Source organism: Methylobacterium sp. WL69, assembly GCF_008039485.1.
Classification (GTDB): Bacteria; Pseudomonadota; Alphaproteobacteria; order Rhizobiales; family Beijerinckiaceae; genus Methylobacterium.
Window position 1 is genome coordinate 92,143 of sequence record NZ_VRUZ01000002.1, and the last position, 16,738, is coordinate 108,880.

At 70.3% G+C, this 16,738-nt stretch carries 20 protein-coding genes; 12 read left to right on the plus strand and 8 right to left on the minus strand.

All coding sequences use genetic code 11. The features are described from left to right. The first annotated feature begins 132 nt into the window (after positions 1-132). The 5 genes from FV218_RS01235 to FV218_RS01255 are packed head-to-tail and all read left to right on the plus strand — an operon-like array spanning position 133 to position 5,405. Complete coding sequence (locus FV218_RS01235) at positions 133-1,086, plus strand: ABC transporter permease (protein WP_147708406.1); 954 nt, start codon at positions 133-135, stop codon at positions 1,084-1,086. Then, positions 1,086-2,006, plus strand: coding sequence for an ABC transporter permease (locus FV218_RS01240; protein WP_056088746.1), 921 nt, complete (start codon positions 1,086-1,088; stop codon positions 2,004-2,006). Before FV218_RS01235 ends, FV218_RS01240 begins: the two co-directional genes overlap by 1 nt. Further along, on the plus strand, positions 2,003-3,064 hold the full coding sequence (locus FV218_RS01245; protein WP_200912646.1) for an ABC transporter ATP-binding protein: 1,062 nt from the start codon (positions 2,003-2,005) through the stop codon (positions 3,062-3,064). The genes FV218_RS01240 and FV218_RS01245 overlap by 4 nt, the downstream gene beginning before the upstream one ends. Further along, positions 3,061-4,089, plus strand: coding sequence for an ABC transporter ATP-binding protein (locus tag FV218_RS01250; RefSeq protein ID WP_147708407.1), 1,029 nt, complete (start codon positions 3,061-3,063; stop codon positions 4,087-4,089). The genes FV218_RS01245 and FV218_RS01250 overlap by 4 nt, the downstream gene beginning before the upstream one ends. A gap of 50 nt (positions 4,090-4,139) precedes the next feature. Beyond that, on the plus strand, positions 4,140-5,405 hold the full coding sequence (locus FV218_RS01255; protein ID WP_147708408.1) for a Zn-dependent hydrolase: 1,266 nt from the start codon (positions 4,140-4,142) through the stop codon (positions 5,403-5,405). A 4-nt stretch (positions 5,406-5,409) separates the two neighbouring features. On the opposite strand, the gene FV218_RS01260 is transcribed toward FV218_RS01255, so the two are convergent. Beyond that, the gene (locus FV218_RS01260) at positions 5,410-6,249 is read right to left on the minus strand and encodes a 3'(2'),5'-bisphosphate nucleotidase CysQ (protein ID WP_147708409.1); all 840 of its coding nucleotides are present in this window, start codon (positions 6,247-6,249) and stop codon (positions 5,410-5,412) included. Between the two features lie 399 nt (positions 6,250-6,648). Between FV218_RS01260 and FV218_RS01265 the strand changes: the two genes are divergently transcribed. Next, a complete protein-coding gene (locus FV218_RS01265; protein ID WP_147708449.1) occupies positions 6,649-7,089 on the plus strand; it encodes a DUF6101 family protein in 441 nt (146 codons plus the stop codon). A gap of 3 nt (positions 7,090-7,092) precedes the next feature. Here FV218_RS01265 and ubiA read toward each other — a convergent pair whose 3' ends face one another. Beyond that, complete coding sequence (gene ubiA / locus FV218_RS01270; protein ID WP_147708410.1) at positions 7,093-8,046, minus strand: 4-hydroxybenzoate octaprenyltransferase; 954 nt, start codon at positions 8,044-8,046, stop codon at positions 7,093-7,095. A 102-nt stretch (positions 8,047-8,148) separates the two neighbouring features. Then, the gene (locus FV218_RS01275) at positions 8,149-8,616 is read right to left on the minus strand and encodes a hypothetical protein (protein WP_056088762.1); all 468 of its coding nucleotides are present in this window, start codon (positions 8,614-8,616) and stop codon (positions 8,149-8,151) included. Positions 8,617-8,883: 267 nt separating this feature from the next. On the opposite strand from FV218_RS01275, the gene FV218_RS01280 reads away from it, so the two are divergent. From FV218_RS01280 to FV218_RS01300, 5 genes are all read left to right on the plus strand, one after another. Beyond that, positions 8,884-9,636, plus strand: a complete 753-nt coding sequence (locus tag FV218_RS01280) for a 16S rRNA (uracil(1498)-N(3))-methyltransferase (protein ID WP_147708450.1) — start codon at positions 8,884-8,886, stop codon at positions 9,634-9,636. 129 nt (positions 9,637-9,765) lie between these two features. Next, positions 9,766-11,133, plus strand: a complete 1,368-nt coding sequence (locus tag FV218_RS01285) for a glutamate--cysteine ligase (RefSeq protein ID WP_147708411.1) — start codon at positions 9,766-9,768, stop codon at positions 11,131-11,133. Between the two features lie 110 nt (positions 11,134-11,243). Then, complete coding sequence (locus FV218_RS01290) at positions 11,244-11,711, plus strand: hypothetical protein (protein WP_147708412.1); 468 nt, start codon at positions 11,244-11,246, stop codon at positions 11,709-11,711. 108 nt (positions 11,712-11,819) lie between these two features. Beyond that, a complete protein-coding gene (locus tag FV218_RS01295) occupies positions 11,820-12,065 on the plus strand; it encodes a sulfurtransferase TusA family protein (RefSeq protein WP_056088775.1) in 246 nt (81 codons plus the stop codon). A 102-nt stretch (positions 12,066-12,167) separates the two neighbouring features. Continuing rightward, positions 12,168-12,740, plus strand: a complete 573-nt coding sequence (locus FV218_RS01300; RefSeq protein ID WP_056088778.1) for an NUDIX hydrolase — start codon at positions 12,168-12,170, stop codon at positions 12,738-12,740. A gap of 245 nt (positions 12,741-12,985) precedes the next feature. Here FV218_RS01300 and FV218_RS01305 read toward each other — a convergent pair whose 3' ends face one another. Both FV218_RS01305 and FV218_RS01310 read right to left on the minus strand, forming a co-directional pair. Further along, positions 12,986-13,216: a hypothetical protein gene (locus FV218_RS01305; protein WP_056088781.1), complete on the minus strand. Its 231-nt coding sequence runs from the start codon at positions 13,214-13,216 to the stop codon at positions 12,986-12,988. Positions 13,217-13,405: 189 nt separating this feature from the next. Beyond that, positions 13,406-13,615, minus strand: a complete 210-nt coding sequence (locus FV218_RS01310; RefSeq protein WP_055956856.1) for a cold-shock protein — start codon at positions 13,613-13,615, stop codon at positions 13,406-13,408. Positions 13,616-14,005: 390 nt separating this feature from the next. Between FV218_RS01310 and FV218_RS01315 the strand changes: the two genes are divergently transcribed. Next, on the plus strand, positions 14,006-14,395 hold the full coding sequence (locus FV218_RS01315) for a hypothetical protein (RefSeq protein WP_056088784.1): 390 nt from the start codon (positions 14,006-14,008) through the stop codon (positions 14,393-14,395). Here FV218_RS01315 and FV218_RS01320 read toward each other — a convergent pair whose 3' ends face one another. The 3 genes from FV218_RS01320 to FV218_RS01330 form a co-directional block, all read right to left on the minus strand. Next, positions 14,396-14,614, minus strand: a complete 219-nt coding sequence (locus FV218_RS01320; RefSeq protein WP_056088790.1) for a hypothetical protein — start codon at positions 14,612-14,614, stop codon at positions 14,396-14,398. Between the two features lie 84 nt (positions 14,615-14,698). Continuing rightward, positions 14,699-14,998, minus strand: coding sequence for a hypothetical protein (locus FV218_RS01325; protein WP_056088791.1), 300 nt, complete (start codon positions 14,996-14,998; stop codon positions 14,699-14,701). A gap of 451 nt (positions 14,999-15,449) precedes the next feature. Next, the gene (locus tag FV218_RS01330; protein WP_056088794.1) at positions 15,450-16,652 is read right to left on the minus strand and encodes a pyridoxal phosphate-dependent aminotransferase; all 1,203 of its coding nucleotides are present in this window, start codon (positions 16,650-16,652) and stop codon (positions 15,450-15,452) included. Positions 16,653-16,738 lie beyond the last annotated feature (86 nt).

Sequence of the window (16,738 nt, forward strand, 5' to 3'; positions counted from 1 at the left end):
CCCCCCTGCGGGGGCGGGTGGCCCGCACGCGAGCGCGGGTCGGGAGAGGGGAGGAACGCTTCCGGAGAGGTCGCCCCCTCTCCCGCCTGCTCCGCAGGCACCCTCTCCCGCAGGGGGGAGAGGGTAAAGACCATGCTGAGCTTCATCCTCCAGCGCCTGCTCACCGTCACCCCCGTGGCCCTCGGCGTCAGCGTCGTGTGCTTCCTCCTCGTCCACCTCGCGCCCGGCGACCCCTTGAGCGCCGTGCTCCCCGTGGACGCGACGCAGGAGACCATCGACGCCATGCGCACGGCCTACGGCTACGACAAGCCGCTGCCGGTGCAGTACGTGATCTGGCTCTGGCACGTGCTCCAGGGCGATCTCGGCATCTCCATCGCCACCGGGCGCCCCGTGGCGCAGGAGGTCGGCCGGGCCGTGGTCAACAGCCTGATCCTCGCCTCAGTGGCGACGCTCATCGGCTTCACCTTCGGCATGATCTTCGGCTTCGTCGCCGGCTACTTCCGCAACTCGATCCTCGACCGCCTCGCCTCGGCCGTGTCGGTGTTCGGGGTCAGCGTGCCGCATTACTGGCTCGGCATGGTGCTGGTCATCGTGTTCTCGGCCCAGCTCGGCTGGCTGCCGCCGACGGGCGCCGGCCCCGACGGCTCGGGCAACTGGCGGCCCGATCTCGAGCACCTGCGCTATATCATCCTGCCGGCGATCACGATGTCGGTGATCCCCATGGGGGTCATCGCCCGCACCGTCCGGGCGCTGGTCGGCGACATCCTCGCCCAAGACTTCGTCGGGGCGCTGCGGGCCAAGGGCATGAGCGAGTTCGGCGTGTTCAAGCACGTGGTGAAGAACGCCGCGCCGACCGCGCTGGCCATCATGGGCCTCCAACTCGGCTACCTCCTCGGCGGCTCGATCCTCATCGAGACGGTGTTCGCCTGGCCGGGCACGGGCTTCCTGCTCAACGCGGCGATCTTCCAGCGCGACCTGCCCCTGCTCCAGGGCTCGATCCTCGTCCTGGCGATGTTCTTCGTCGCCCTCAACCTCATCGTCGATGTGGTCCAGACGGCCCTCGACCCGCGCATCGAGAGGGGCTGATGGCCAACACCCTTGCACCAGCCATCGATGTCGCCGGCGGGGCCCCCCCCGCCCCGGCGGCCCCCGACGCCTTCGTGGCCTCGCGCGGGTTCTGGGGGCAGGTCGGCCACAAGCTCGTGCGCGATCCCGTGGCGATGACGGCGGCCTGCGTCATCCTCGCCATCGTGGCGATCGCGCTGCTGTCGCCGTGGATCACCCCCATGGACCCCTATCGCGGGTCGATGGTGCGCCGCCTCAAGCCCATCGGCGACGCCACCTACATCCTCGGCTCGGACGAGCTCGGCCGCGACATGTTGAGCCGCCTGATGATGGGCGGGCGCCTGTCCCTGTTCATCGGCGTCACCCCCGTCATCCTCGCCTTCGTCATCGGCTCGGGGATCGGCATTCTCGCCGGCTATGTCGGCGGCTGGGTCAACACCGTGCTCATGCGCACCGTGGACGTGTTCTTCGCGTTCCCGTCCGTGCTGCTGGCCATCGCCCTCTCGGGCGCGCTGGGCGCGGGCGTGTTCAACTCCATCGTCTCGCTCACCTGCGTGTTCGTGCCCCAGATCGCGCGGGTCGCCGAGAGCGTCACCACGCAGATCCGCTCGCGCGACTACGTCGACGCCGCCCGGCTGTCGGGCGCCTCGACCCTGACGATCCTGCGGGTGCAGGTGCTCGGCAACGTGCTCGGGCCGATCTTCGTCTACGCCACCAGCCTCATCAGCGTGTCGATGATCCTGGCCTCGGGCCTGTCGTTCCTCGGCCTCGGGGTGAAGCCGCCCGAGCCCGAATGGGGCCTGATGCTCAACACCCTGCGCACGGCGATCTACGTGAACCCCCTGGTCGCGGCTCTGCCGGGACTCGCCATCTTCATCGTCTCGATCTCGTTCAACCTGTTCTCGGACGGGCTCCGGTCCGCCATGGAGGTGAAGTCGTGAGCACGCCGATCGGACTCCCCACCGTTCCGCAGGACCGCGACCGGGGCGGCCCGGCCCAGCCGCTGCTGTCCATCGACGGCCTCGTGAAGCATTTTCCCGTCAAGAAGGGCTTGGGCGGGAAGAAGGCCGTGGTGCGTGCGGTCGACGGCGTCGATTTCAACATCCTCAAGGGCGAGACCCTCGGGATCGTCGGCGAATCCGGCTGCGGCAAGTCCACCACCGCGCGCCTCATCATGGGGCTGATGCCGCATGACAAGGGCGAGTTGCTGTTCGACGGCGAGCGCATCGGCGGCCGGGCGCTGCCCTGGCGCGAGTTCCGCGCCCAGACCCAGATGGTGTTCCAGGACAGCTACTCGTCCCTCAACCCGCGCATGACCATCGAGGGCTCCGTCGCCTTCGGGCCGCGGGTGCACGGGGTGCCGAAGCGCCAGGCCATCGAGCGGGCGCGCTCGCTCCTGGCCCGCGTCGGCCTGGAGCCGGCGCGCTTCGCCGCGCGCTATCCCCACGAACTCTCGGGCGGCCAGCGCCAGCGCGTGAACATCGCGCGCGCCCTCGCCCTGGAACCGCGCCTCGTGGTCCTCGACGAGGCGGTCTCGGCCCTGGACAAGTCCGTGGAGGCGCAGGTGCTGAACCTGCTCATGGACCTCAAGCAGGAATTCGCCCTCACGTATCTGTTCATCTCCCACGACCTCAACGTGGTGCGCTTCATCTGCGACCGGGTCGCGGTGATGTATCTCGGCCAGGTGGTCGAGATCGGCCCGGCCGACACGGTGCTGGCGAACCCGGCCCATCCGTACACGGCGGCGCTCCTGTCCTCGATGCCGTCCATGGACCCGGATGCGCGGACCGAGGTGGCGCCCCTCGCCGGCGATCCGCCCAACCCCATCGACCCGCCGCCGGGCTGCCGCTTCCACCCGCGCTGCACCCTGGTGGAGGACGTGTGCCGGGCGACCGCCCCGCCGCTCGCCCCCGTCGATCCGGTCCACCGTGTCGCCTGCCTCGCCCGCCAGCCGGGCTCCGGCCACTCCGCCGCCCCCGCCCTGTCGGTGGCCGCATGAGCAGCGGACTCGCAAAAGAACCCGCCGTCGCCATTCGCGGCCTGAAGGTCGTGTTCGGCGGCGTGGTCGAGGCCGTGGACGGGGTCGACCTCACCCTGGAGCGCGGCCAGGCCGTGGCCCTCATCGGCGAATCGGGCTCCGGGAAAAGCGTGACCCTCCGCGCCATCATGCGCCTCAACCCGGAGCGCAAGACCCGGATCGACGGCGAGATCCTCGTCGCTGGCCAGGACGTGATGAAGCTGTCGTCGCGTGCCCTGCGCGCCTTGCGCGGCCGCGAAGTGGCGATGATCTTCCAGGAGCCCCTTCTCGCCCTCGACCCGGTCTACACGGTGGGCAAGCAGATCACCGAGGCGATCCGCCAGCACGAACGAATCGGGGCCGAGGCCGCGCGCCGGCGCGCGCTCCAGCTGTTCGAGCGCGTGCGCATCCCCAGCCCCGAGCGGCGCCTCGACGCCTATCCGCACGAGATGTCGGGGGGCATGCGCCAGCGCGCCATGATCGCCCTGGCGCTGGCCTGCCGGCCGCAGGTGCTGCTCGCCGACGAGCCGACCACCGCGCTCGACGCCACGGTGCAGATCCAGATCTTGCTGCTCCTGCGCGAGCTGCAGGCCGAACTCGGCCTCTCGACGATCTTCGTCACCCACGACCTCGGGGCGGCGGTGGAGGTCGCCGATCGGATCGCCGTGATGTATGCCGGCCGCATCGTCGAGGAGGGATCGGCCCGCGACGTGGTGCTGAACCCGCACCACCCCTACACCATCGGCCTCATGCGCAGCCGCGCCGACGGGGCTTTGGCCAAGGGCTCGCGCCTCAAGACGATTCCGGGCTCGCCCCCCGACCTCGCCAACCGCCCGCCGGGCTGCCCGTTCGCTCCGCGGTGCTTCCTCGCCGAGGACCGCTGCAGCGTCGACGCCCCGCCGGACGTCGCCGTCGATCCCGGTCACCGGGCGGCGTGCTGGCGAACGGAGGCGGCGCACGCCGCGTTCCAGGGCGACCGGGCGCGGGTGCTGGAAGCGGCGGTTTGATCGAGTGAGCCGATCAAACCCGACTCGATCGAACCAAAGAAGGAGCCCCCATGGGCACGGCACGGCACAACCTGCGGGTCGACGGAGCGCGCCTATGGTCCAGCCTCATGGAGACGGCGGCGTTCGGGGTGACGCCGGCAGGCGGCATCAACCGCCTGACCCTGTCGCCGGAGGACGGGCAGGTCCGCGACTGGTTCCGTAACGCTTGCGAGGCGGCGGGACTCACAATCGGTACGGACGAGCTCGGCACCCAATTCGCCCTGCGGCCGGGCCGGGACGGCACACGGCCGCCCGTCGCCACGGGCTCGCACCTCGACACCCAGCCCACGGGCGGGCGCTTCGACGGGATTCTCGGCACCCTCGCGGGGCTGGAGGTGGTGCGCACCCTCAACGATGCCGGCATCGAGACGGAGGCGCCGATCCTCATCGTCAACTGGACCAACGAGGAGGGCTCCCGCTACGCCCCCGCCACCATGGCGTCGGCCGCCCATGTCGGCACCTTCGCGACGGCCGACATTCTGGCCCGCACGGATGTGGACGGGGTCAGCGTGGCGGACGCGTTGGACAAGCTCGGCATCGCCGCCACCGAGCCGACGGGGTCGCGCACCATCGGCGCCTTCGTCGAACTCCACATCGAGCAGGGGCCGATCCTCGAGGCGGAGGACAAGACCATCGGCGTGGTCGAGGGCGGCCAGGGAATCCTGTGGTTCGACGGCACGATCACGGGGTTCGAAAGCCACGCCGGCACCACGCCCATGCCGCGCCGCCGCGATGCCTTCGCGGGTCTCGCCGAGGTGGCGCTCGCCGTCGAGCGCATCGCCCGTGCCCATGGCCCGAGCGCCGTCGGCACCCTCGGCGAGGCGGTGATCGGAGCGCCGTCGCGCAACGTCATCCCGGGCCGGGTCCGCTTCACCCTCGACATCCGCGACCCGCGCGCCGCCACCCTCGACGCCATCGACGCCGAACTGCGTACCGCCCTCGCGGAGATCGCCGGACGGCGCAATCTCGGCTTCACCCTCGATCTGGTGTGGCGCCAGGAGCCGGTGCCGTTCGACCCCGGCATCGTCGCGCTGATCGAACGGGGCGCGGACAGCCTCGGGCTGCCCCATCGCCGCATGGTCTCGGGCGCCTCACACGACGCCTGCAACCTCGCCCTCAAGGTGCCGACCGCGATGATCTTCGTGCCGTGCAAGGACGGGATCAGCCACAACGAGGCGGAATCGGCGACGCAATCCGATTGCACCGCCGGCGCGGATCTCCTGCTCCAGACCCTGCTGACCCTGGCGAACGCGCCCGTGGCGACGCCGCGGGGCTGAGCCCTCAGCCGCGTTCCAGGGCGTCCACCGTCTGCGCCCGCAAACCGTCCGGCAGGGCGATGAGCGAGCCGTGGACAGGGTCCGTGCGGTTGTAGGTGGTGGGGCGGCCCGAGAGGTCGCTCACCGAGCCGCCGGCCTCGCGCAGGAGCAGGTCGGCGCCGGCCAGATCCCAGTCGCGGGCATCCGACGAGACGAGTCCGACATCGATGGAACCGTCGGCGACGCGGGCAACGCGCAGGGCCAGGGACGGCACCCGCTCGACCACGACGAAGTCCGGCTTCACCCCGTCCCGGGCGCCGCCGCGCGCGAGCCTGTCCATCATCGGCTTCGGGCCCGTCACCCGCGCGCCCGCCAGGGTCGCCTGCGACGAGGCGCGGATGGGCTGGCCGTCCCGGGTCGCCCCGAAGCCCGCCACCGCCTCGTAGAAATGCCCGCTCACCGGCGCGTGGACGAAGCCGAGCACCGGCTGGCCGCCGGACAGCAGCGCCACGGAGATCGACCAGTCCGGGTGCCCGGTGAGGAAGGCGCGCGTCCCGTCGATGGGATCGACGATCCAGACGAGGTCGGCCTTCAGGCGCAGGGCATCGTCGGCGGTCTCCTCCGAGAGCCACGCCGCCGCCGGCAGCAGGGCGCTCAGGCGGATCTTGAGGAAGGTGTCGACGGCGACATCGGCCTCCGTCACCGGCGAGCCGCCGGCCTTCGACCAGATCCGCGCGCCCGTCTGCTCGCCCGCCCGGTAGAACGGCAGGGCGAGGCCGGCGGCCTCGCGGATCGCCTCGCGCAGGGCCGGCACAAGGGCCTGAGCGTGAGCTTGGGCCGCATCCGGTGTCATCGTGGCGGGCATGCGGCTCCAGTCGGATCGGGTTCGGGCGGGGGACGAGGCTGGGGACGGAGCACGGAAGATGCCGGGCGGCGTGGCGATGCGCCGTGCATCCGTCGTCGAAGTCACTCTAAGGTGCACGTCCGGTCGCCACAAGGATTGCCGCGCAGAGGTCGATACGCTCGGATCCCGAACATCGACGCAAGGAACCGTTGAGCATTCTTGGCAAGAGGGGCGCGTCCATATTCGCTTAACGCTCACTCTTAAGGTGGTTGGAGGAGGTTAGACGCAATTCTGCTTGTCATAGACGGACGGTCCGACAGAGGCCGTTGCCACCGACAGGGTGCCCCGGTGATGAACACTTTCGCAAACACGAACCGCGCCTCGGCCGATGCCACGGGCCAGGACGACACGCTCTCGACGATGCCGGCCTTCGTCGCCGCCCGCCTGCCGGTGATCGGCCGTACCGGCGCCGTCCGGCCCACGGGCGTCGCCCTGGCGTTCTCAGACGACGCCTCCGACGCGTGCGGCGAGGATCGGTTCGACCTGCTCCTCGTCGGTGCGGACGCCGTCGTCATCAGCCGCCTCGGCCCGTTCTGCGAGGACGAGGTCGTGGCCCTGTGGCGCGACGTGGCGGACACGTCCGGCCTCGCCCGGATGATCGTGAAGGAGGATGGCGGCCTCGCCGCGGTCTCGCGCCAGCTCGGTCCCGTGGCGCTCGGTCTCACCCGCACCCGCCGCCGCCACGGCCTGCTTTCCGGCCGCCGCCCGCGCTTCCTCGTGCGCCGCAAGACCGGCTCCCTGCCCGTGCGTCCCCTGATCCATCGCGGCGAGAGCGAGATCGCCTGCGGCGGCGTCTGCTGAGGATTACGCCGTCCAGACCCGCAGGGCGGCGTCGAAGGTGAGACCCGCGAACAGAATCAGGCCCGCGTCGCGGTTCGATCGAAACAGCCTGAGGGCGCCGCGCCCGTCCCCCGCCTCGAGGCGGACGGTCTGCCATCCGAGATGGGCGGCGAACCCGGCGACGCCGAACAGACCGACCACGCCCGCGCCCGCGCTCCAGGCCGCGAGGCCCACGAGCCCGGCGGCGGCGGCGTAGCAGGCGCCGATGGCGACCTTCAGGCGCGGTCCGAAGGTGCGCGCTGAGGAGCGGATGCCCGCGATGGCGTCGTCCTCGATGTCCTGCACGGCGTAGATCGTGTCGTAGCCCACCACCCACGCGATGGTGCCGGCGTAGAGCAGCCAGGCCGGGGCATCGAGGCGGCCGAACACGGCGACCCACCCCATCAGCGCGCCCCAGGCGAAGGCGAGACCGAGCACGAGCTGCGGCATCGGCATCACGCGCTTCATGAACGGGTAGATCGCCACGGGCGCGAGGGACGCGATCCCGACCAGGATGGCGTCGGCGTTGAACTGCAGCAGCACGAGGAGCCCAACGAAGGTCTGGGCGACCAGGAACACCGCCGCGTGGCGGGCGCGTACCTGCCCCGAGGGAAGCGGGCGCGAGCGGGTGCGTTCGACCTGCGCGTCGAGGTCGCGGTCGGCGATGTCGTTATAGGTCGAGCCCGCCCCGCGCATGGCCACGGCGCCGACGAGGAACAGGGCGAGATGGACCGGGTTCGGGAACGCCGCACCCGACGCGATGGCGGCCAGAGCCGCCGACCACCAGCACGGCAGCAGCAGCAGCCACCAGCCGATGGGCCGGTCGATGCGGGCGAGCCGCAGGTAGGGGCGGGTGCGCCGCGGCGCCCATCGGTCGACCCAGTGGCCGGCGACCGCATCGGCGACGGGGCGCTCGGACGGGGGGACGGTCACGCGCATGCGGGACCGGCGGCGTGACGGGAGCGGTTCATCCCGCGGCGTATGGCGGGCATTGCCCCGGCGACACAAGCCGTCGGGATCGCACGGTCCGGAATCGCGCGGTCAGAGCGCGCCCTGGGGCATCTTCATCGCGCCGGTGAGGCCGGGGCCGCCGAGGAGGCCACCGCCGCCGCCGCCGTTCTGAGCCTGGGCACGGCCCTGGGCTTCCATCTTGGCGGCCTGGGCGGCGATGCCGCAGATCTTGGTGCGGATGCCGCCGACCTTAAGGTGATCGGCCTTGAAGCCCTCGGCGAAGGAATCCGGGATCGAGCACCACTCCTTGTTGGCGGTGATCCACTTCATCCCCTCGGAGCCGTTGGTCTGGAGCCTGCCGAACAGGGCGCAGGCCTCCTGCGGGGTCATCTTCTTCTTCGAGTTCGAGGCGGAATTGGCCTTGGCCACGAGGTCCTTGCGCGCCTGGAGGGTCTTCTGGATCTCGCCGCACTCGACGCTCTGGGCAAACGCCGGAGCCGCGACGAGCAGGGGGCCGGCGAGGGCGACGGCGACCGTCGCGATGATCTTGAACGACATGCTCTGACTTCCCTTGAGTCTCCCCGACGCCCCGGCGGGAGCTCTGCCCCTGACCGCCGACGCGATGGCCCGATCCGCTGCGGGACGTGGCGCGATCCGCGCGCTTCGACCCCGATTCGTGTTTCGCCATAGGAATGTGGCGCTATTCGAGTCGCAAACCGGCCCGTTCGATCGGGCGTGGGCAAACTTCGTAAAGATCGCGCCTGTGCTCTTCCCGCAACAAACCGCGCGTTGACAGCGGTCGAGCGCCACGCGACCACCGCCGCCATGGCCGCCTACGATTTTACCACCCCCCGTCTCCACGTCGAGGCCGACCTCGCGCCGGACGCGGTCCTGCCCCTCGACCGGGCGCAGGCGAACTATCTCCTCAACGTCCTGCGCCGGGGGCCGGACGACCCGGTGCTCCTGTTCAACGGCCGCGACGGCGAGTGGCGCGCCACCCTGGCGCAGAGTGGCCGCAAGAGCGCCGATCTCGTGGTCCGTGAGCGGACCCGCGCCCAGACGCCACGGGCCGACCTGCATTACCTGTTCGCCCCCCTCAAGAGCGCGCGCCTCGACTACCTCGCCCAGAAGGCCGTGGAGATGGGGGCCGGCACCATCCGGCCAGTCTTCACCCGGCGCACGCAGGGCGAGAAGCTCAACGTCGAGCGCCTGCGCGCCAACGCCATCGAGGCGGCCGAGCAGTGCGGCATCCTCGCCCTGCCGGAGTTTCCGGACGCCGTGCGGCTGCCCGCCGCACTGGCCGATCTCGCGCCGGAGCGCCTGCTGGTGTTCTGCGACGAGGACGCCCCCCTGTCCGATCCCATCGCCGCCCTGCGGGGAGCGGCCGACCCCGCCGCCGCCCCGCCCCTGGCCGTGCTGGTGGGCCCCGAGGGCGGCTTCGCGCCGGAAGAACGCGCCCTGATCTTAGGCCGGCCCAACACCGTTGCCCTGTCCCTTGGACCCCGCATCCTGCGGGCCGACACGGCGGCCGTCGTGGTGCTCGCCCTGGTGCAGTCGGTGCTAGGGGACACACGCTGACACGGCGCGCCGTCGCGTCCGTTGTTCGCACAGCGGGCGTGGACTAAGGAGGCGGCATCCCGATGGGGCTTCCGCGACCCGAGGTCGGGCCTGCCTCTCACCCGAACGATTTCACGACGAGGCCAGCGCATGGCGCGCGATACGTCCGACACGACGCCGCTGACGACGCGGGACGAACTGATCGCGTGGTTCGCCGAGGGCGAGAAACCGCGCGCGCGCTTCGCCATCGGCACCGAGCACGAGAAGGTGCCGTTTTACCGCGACGGCAATCGGCCGGTTCCGTATGCAGGGGAGGCCGGCATCCAGGCCCTCCTCGAAGGTCTCGCGCGCGAGACCGGCTGGGAGGCCATCGAGGATGCGGGCCACCTCATCGGTCTGGCCGGCCAGGAGGGCGGTGCCATCTCGTTGGAGCCGGGCGGGCAGTTCGAGCTCTCCGGCGCGCCGCTCGCCGACGTCCACGCCACGGAAGCCGAGCTGCGCACGCATCTCGATGCGGTCAAGCGCGTGGCCGAGCCCCTCGGCATCGGCTTCCTCGACCTCGGCATGAGTCCGAAATGGACCCGCGAGGAAACCCCCGTGATGCCGAAGAGCCGCTACAAGATCATGGCCGGCTACATGCCGAAGGTCGGGACGCTGGGCCTCGACATGATGCTGCGCACGGCCACCGTGCAGGTGAACCTCGACTTCGCCTCGGAGGCCGACATGGTCGCCAAGATGCGCGTCGCCCTGGCGCTCCAGCCCGTGGCCACGGCGCTCTTCGCCAACTCGCCCTTCACCGATGGACGCCCCAACGGCTTCCTGTCGCGCCGCTCGGAGATCTGGCGCGACACCGATCCCGACCGCACCGGCATGCTGCCCCGCGCCTTCGCGCCGGGCTTCGGCTACGAGGCCTATGCCGACTGGCTGCTCGACATGCCGATGTACTTCGTCAAGCGCGGCGAGACCTATCACGACGTCTCCGGCGCCTCCTTTCGCGATCTGATGGCTGGAACGCTGTCCGCCCTGCCGGGCGAGCGCGCCACGGTGTCGGACTGGGCGAACCACGCCTCCACGGCGTTTCCCGAGGTCCGGCTCAAGCGCTTCCTCGAGATGCGCGGCGCCGACGTCGGCGGTCCGGAGATGATCGCCGCCCAGGCCGCGTTCTGGGTCGGGCTGCTCTACGACGACGCGGCCCTGGCCGCCGCCTGGGACATCGCCAAGGGCTGGACCGACGCCGACCGCGAGTGCCTGCGCGCCACGGTGCCGCGCCTCGGCCTCGCCGCCCGCATCGGTGGCCGACCCCTCGGGGCGGTGGCCGCCGAGGCCCTGGCCGTGGCGCGCTCCGGCCTCGCGGCCCGGGGCCGCCGCGACGCGCAGGGGCAGGACGAGACCCGCCACCTCCAGCCCCTCGAGGCCATCGTCGCCGCCGGTCGCTCGCAGGCGGAGGTGCATCTCGCCGCCTACGAAGGCCGCTGGCAGCGTTCCGTCGAGCCCGCCTTCACCGATTGCGTCTTCTGAACCAGCCGTCGCCTCACGGGAGCGTGCAGGCTTGACTGTGTTCGTTCGGGAACGGTTCAGGCGCGATGCCGTTCATAGGCACATTGGATCGCCAGACGGAGAAGTCTCGCATGTCGCGCATTCTGTCCCTCGCCCTCGCCGGCACCACAGCCATCGGCCTGTCCGCCGGCTCGTTCACGGCTGCCCAAGCGGCCCCGTTCCCGGCCCTGAACGCCGGCCAGATCGCCGGTGAGCGGGCGGGCGTCGAGAACGTCCGCTGGCGCGGCGGCTACGGCGGCGGCTATTACGGCGCCGGCTACGGCCGTGGGTATGGCCGCGGCTATTACGGCGGCCACCGTCGCGGCCCCGGCATCGGCGGCGCCCTGGCGGCGGGTGCCGCCCTCGGCATCATCGGCGGCGCCATCGCGGCGAGTCAGGCGCCCCGCTACGGCTACTACGACCGCGGTTACGTCGGCGCCGGCTACGGCTACGGCGCCCCCGCCTATGGCTACGGCTACGCCCCGGCCTACGGCTACGCCGCCCCCGCCTACGGTTACGCGCCGGCCTACGAATACCCCGCCTACGGTTACGGCTACTGAGGTTCGGACGGCCCGGTGTGTGTCACCGGGCCTCGACCCTGATAAGACCCGTCGATGGCCCCGCGCCGCCGGCGGGTTTTTTGCGCCGTGACTCCATTACGAAAGTCCATGTCCGCCGAACGCTCCGACGTCACCGAGCTCGATCTCTCGGGCCTCAAGTGTCCGCTGCCGGTCCTGCGCACGCGCAAGGCCCTCGGCGGCCTGCTCCCCGGCGCGACTCTGGCGGTCCTGAGCACGGACCCCCTCGCGGCCATCGACATTCCGCACCTCGTGCGCAGCGAGGGCGATTCGCTCCTCGGCCAGGAACGTCGGGACGGCGCGATCCGCTTCGTCATCCGGCGTATGCCGCGCTGAGGCGAGCGTTGCCTCACGAATCCCTGCCTCAATCGTGCGACAACGCGCTGGTAAGGCCCCCGCGTCGGCCGTTCCTGTCCGGACGGCGAGTGGGGAAAAAGCATGGCGCCAGTCATCCGTGGCACGCGGATCCTGCATGACGGTTGGAGCCGGTTTCTCGTTGCCGAGGTGACGATGCCGGACGGGACGCGTCTGGCCCGCGAGATCGAGGATCACGGTCGGGCGGTGGCGGTGCTGCCCTACGATCCGGCCCGCGGCGTCGCCCTCCTGGTGGAGCAGTTCCGGCCCGCCGCCCTCTACGCCGCCGGGACCGAATCCGTCCTCGAGGTTCCGGCCGGCCTCCTCGACGAGGCCGATCCCGAGGAAGGGGCGCGGCGGGAAGCCTACGAAGAGGTGGGCGTCCGCCTCGGTGCCCTGGAGCGGATCACCTGCGGCTGGAGCATGCCGGGCATCTCGACGGAGCAGATGGACCTGTTCCTGGCTCCCTACGGCACCGACGACCGCTCCGGCCCTGGCGGCGGCCTGGATGCCGAGCACGAGAACATCACCGTGCACGAGATGCCGCTCGCGACCCTGGCGATCATGAGCGACACCGGCGCCATCACCGACATCAAGACGCTGCTTCTCGTCTACGCCCTGCGCCTGCGCCATCCCGAGCTGTTCGCAGCGTCCTAAGGCGGGCGCCGACGTCCTACGTCGTTGCGTAGTGATTCGTTGCGCCTCCCCGCGACGGGAAACGGAGTACCGTCGTGGTTGATCGCATGCCGAAAGCCGCGCGGTCTCCGAGGGAGACCGGCGGCGATGCAGGGAATGCCATCGGGGATGGGAAGACGCGCCCGTCGGGTGACGAACCGGAGCGCGGAGCGGATCGGGGCATGGCCCGCGAAACGAGCCGCGCCTTCGGAGGGCGTGCCGGACGCTTACGCGTGCTCGCGGAGGGCCACGGCCTCGGGGGCCATTCCGAAACGCTCGGCGAGGTGCCAGCGCAGTTCGCGGGGCGAATGGTAGTTGTAGGAGGTGTCGATGAGATGGCTCAGGTCGGTCGTCTTCGTACCGCGCGTCGCGGACTGCTTGAGACGATCCACCCGGAAGGTCGCCGCGTCGGTGACGGGCGAACGGACGCTGCGGCGTCGGGTGTATTCGAACAACATGTGTTTTCTTGTGTACTTTCAGGTGTCGTGATGTGCGGGACCCCTTGCGGGTCCGGTAGCGTCGCTTGATGTGGCGGGAAGCCGGATCGATGCGGCGTTCCTTCCCGGAACGGTCATCGATGGTCGGCGGTGAAGGGTTCTCGCGAGAACCGTTGGTGACGCCAGCCCTGAGGGCTGGCGCCGAGGGCGTCAGGCCGCCTGGAGGTTGCCAGCCGAGTCCTTGCCGCTGCGCTTGTCCGTCTGGATCTCGTAGGAGATCTTCTGGCCCTCGATGAGGTTGCGCATGCCTGCACGCTCGACGGCAGAGATGTGGACGAAAACGTCCTTGCCGCCATCGTCAGGCTGAATGAAGCCGTAGCCCTTGGTCTCGTTGAACCACTTAACAGTGCCGGTATTCACGTATAGATCCTCGTATCGTTCGTCGATCGACGGCCCATGTCCAGGGACATGAAACCGCAAATCCTCTTCGTAAAACGTCCTGACGGGGATCAGCAGGACGTGAAACGCTTGGTCTTACAAGCGCCCGGCTCACCGATACCCGCTGAGATGATATGTAGTCGGTTCCTGCGGCCGCAACAAGGCAGGACGGGTCTCCGGCGCGCTCGGGCGGCCTGCGGCAATGCCGCCGACCGCTGGGATTCCGGTGCGTCCCGGTGCATATAAGAGTTCGGGTCCAGGCAGTTAGAGCCGCCCACGGACACCTCCGTCGCGTCCCGCCTCGCCCGTGGGAGATCTGTCGCGGACCGGGGTTTGCGTGGGCCGTTCGGTGGCGATGCGGTTAGGCGGTTCATGGCGGGCATTTCGGTTTCCCTCGAAGGTGCGAACATCCAGCTCTCCTTCCAGAAGGACGATCAGGCGACGGCAGTGGTGATGGATGCGCGCGCCGCCCGCGCCCTGGTGCGGGCGGTCGGCCACCTCCTCACGGCCATCGACGAGCCGGACGACACCGATGGCCCTGAGGACATGAACGACGAGGACATGGCCATGCTCGACGTGACCTCCTCGGCCATCGAGGTCGGCACCGACGAGCAGGGCCAGGCCGTGGTCGCCCTTCAGGCCGGGGCGCTGCCGCCGTTCCAGCTGCGCCTGACGGACGAAGAGGCCCGCCACGTGGTGACGAGCCTCTCCGAAATCCTGAGTGCGCCGCGCGACGTTCGCGCGTCGCACGGAGATCACTAACTACATGCGGACGCCGGGATCGGTGGGGCCGCCCGGCAGATAATCCGGCTCGGAGCCGGGACCGGTGGGCTCGTCGATGCCCGGATCATTGACCGGATACGGCGTGCGGGGACCGGTGGGGCCGATATCCGGCTGTTCGTCGGGCGGCGGAGGCACCGGCAGATCGCCGGGAATGCCACCGGGCAACGGTTCGGGGATCGGTAGGCCGGGGTTGGCCATGCGGAATCTCCTCGGGTGGGGCTGTGCTGACCAACACATGCCCCCTGGGGAGGGTTCCGAGACTCGGCGACGTCCCGAAGCGCCTCAGCGCTTCACGGCGGCCTTCTGGACCTCGGCCTTCTGGACCTTGGCCTTTTCGGGTGCCGTGCCGGCGAACAGCTCCGACAGGCGGCGCTGGTCGAGGCCGCGCGTCACGTCGGCGGCCGGGGCCAGGACGGGCTTTCGCGCATCGATGGACCCGGTGGTCACCGGATCGGGGATCGCGGCCACGGGCCGGGGTGCGGGCGCGGGATCCCGTTGCAGGCGCATGGTCCAGTGCGCGGCGGTGGAGAGGGCGGCGATGGCGAGGATCGCCTTGATGCCACCGGTGAGAAGGCGTCTCATTGAGGTCGGGCCCGAAACTACGCGGTGGCACGCGACCGGTTCCCCGGCCTTGCCCCACTCTCACCCAGGATCGTTAAGGGAACGAACCCGGGCTGGATGAGCTACCGTCCCGGATTGGGCCATCGTCCGTCCTCGATCCGTTAAGAGGGCGGGCCTCGACGAAGGGTGGGCCTTGCGCCACGGCGACGGTTCCTGTTCCCCGCGCCCGTGACACGCCTGTCGCGACCCGGCCCACTAGGCCTCACAGGAACGGCGCAGAGAACTGGTCCGCACCACCCCGTCACGACAGACCCCGTCACCATGCGAAGTCCGAGCGGGTTCGCGAGACCATCGGACACATCGGCAGCAGGGACCGTCGATGTAGGCGCCGGACCGGGAGCCGGCAATCCGCCCCCGCGCCGCAGGACCGCAAGCCGCGGCGGCCGCGACGCCGGGGCGATCCCGGGTGCCCTCAGCGCAGGGAGCCGCAGAAGCGCTGGATGCGGGTGCACGCCTCTTCCAGGGCGGCGTTCGAGGTGGCGTAGGAGATGCGCAGGTTCGGGCCGAGGCCGAAGGCCGAACCGTGGACGGCGGCCACGCCCTCGGCCTGGAGCAGCTCGACCACGAAATCCTCGTCGGTCGCGATGACCTTGCCGGACGGCGCCCGGCGCCCGATGGCCTCGGCGCAGGAGGGATAGACGTAGAACGCACCCTCGGGCGTCGGGCACTTCAACCCCTGGGTCTGGTTCAGCATCGACACCACGAGGTCGCGGCGCGCCTGGAACGCCGTGCGGAACTCGGCGAGGTGCGCCTGCGGTCCGTCGAGGGCCGCCACCGCCGCCCATTGCGAGATCGAGCAGGCGCCCGAGGTCTGCTGGCCCTGGACGAAGTCCATGGCCTTGATGAGTTTTTCCGGGCCGGCAGCGTAGCCGATGCGCCAGCCGGTCATGGCGTAGGCCTTCGAGACGCCGTTCATGGTGAGCGTGCGCTCGTAGAGGTTCGGCTCGACCTGGGCCGGGGTGACGAATTCGAAATCGCCGTAGCAGAGGTGCTCGTACATGTCGTCGGTGAGCACCCACACCTGGGGATGGCGCAGGAGCACGTCGGTGATCCGCTTCATCTCGTCCCGCGCATAGGCCGCCCCCGAGGGGTTCGACGGCGAGTTGAGGATGATCCACTTGGTCTTGGGAGTGATCACCCGCTCCAGCTCCTCGGGCTGGAGCTTGAAGTCGTGGTCCATGGTGGTCTCGGCGAAGACCGGCGTGCCGCCGCACAGGACCACCATCTCCGGATACGAGACCCAGTAGGGGCGCGGGATCACCACCTCGTCGCCGGGGTTCAAGGTCGCGAGCAGGGCATTGTAGATCACATGCTTGCCGCCGGTGCCGACGATGGTCTGCGACGCCTTGTAGTCCAGCCCGTTCTCGCGCTTGAACTTGGCGGCGATGGCCTCGCGCAGGGGCACGATGCCGGAGACGGGCGTGTACTTGGTCTCGCCGCGCGCGATGGCGGCGACGGCCGCATCCTTGATGTGCTGGGGCGTGTCGAAGTCCGGCTCGCCCACGGACAGGCTGATGACATCCATCCCGCCGGCTTTGAGCTCGCGCGCCTTCTGCGTCATCGCGATGGTCGCGGACGGTTTCACACGCGACAGGGCGTCGGCGAGAAAGCCCATGGGAGAACTCCGGAATTTTTGCGGTTTTCGGACGGGCCGGACCGTAGTCGTGGCACGCAAACGGAGCAAGGTTACGACGACGAAAG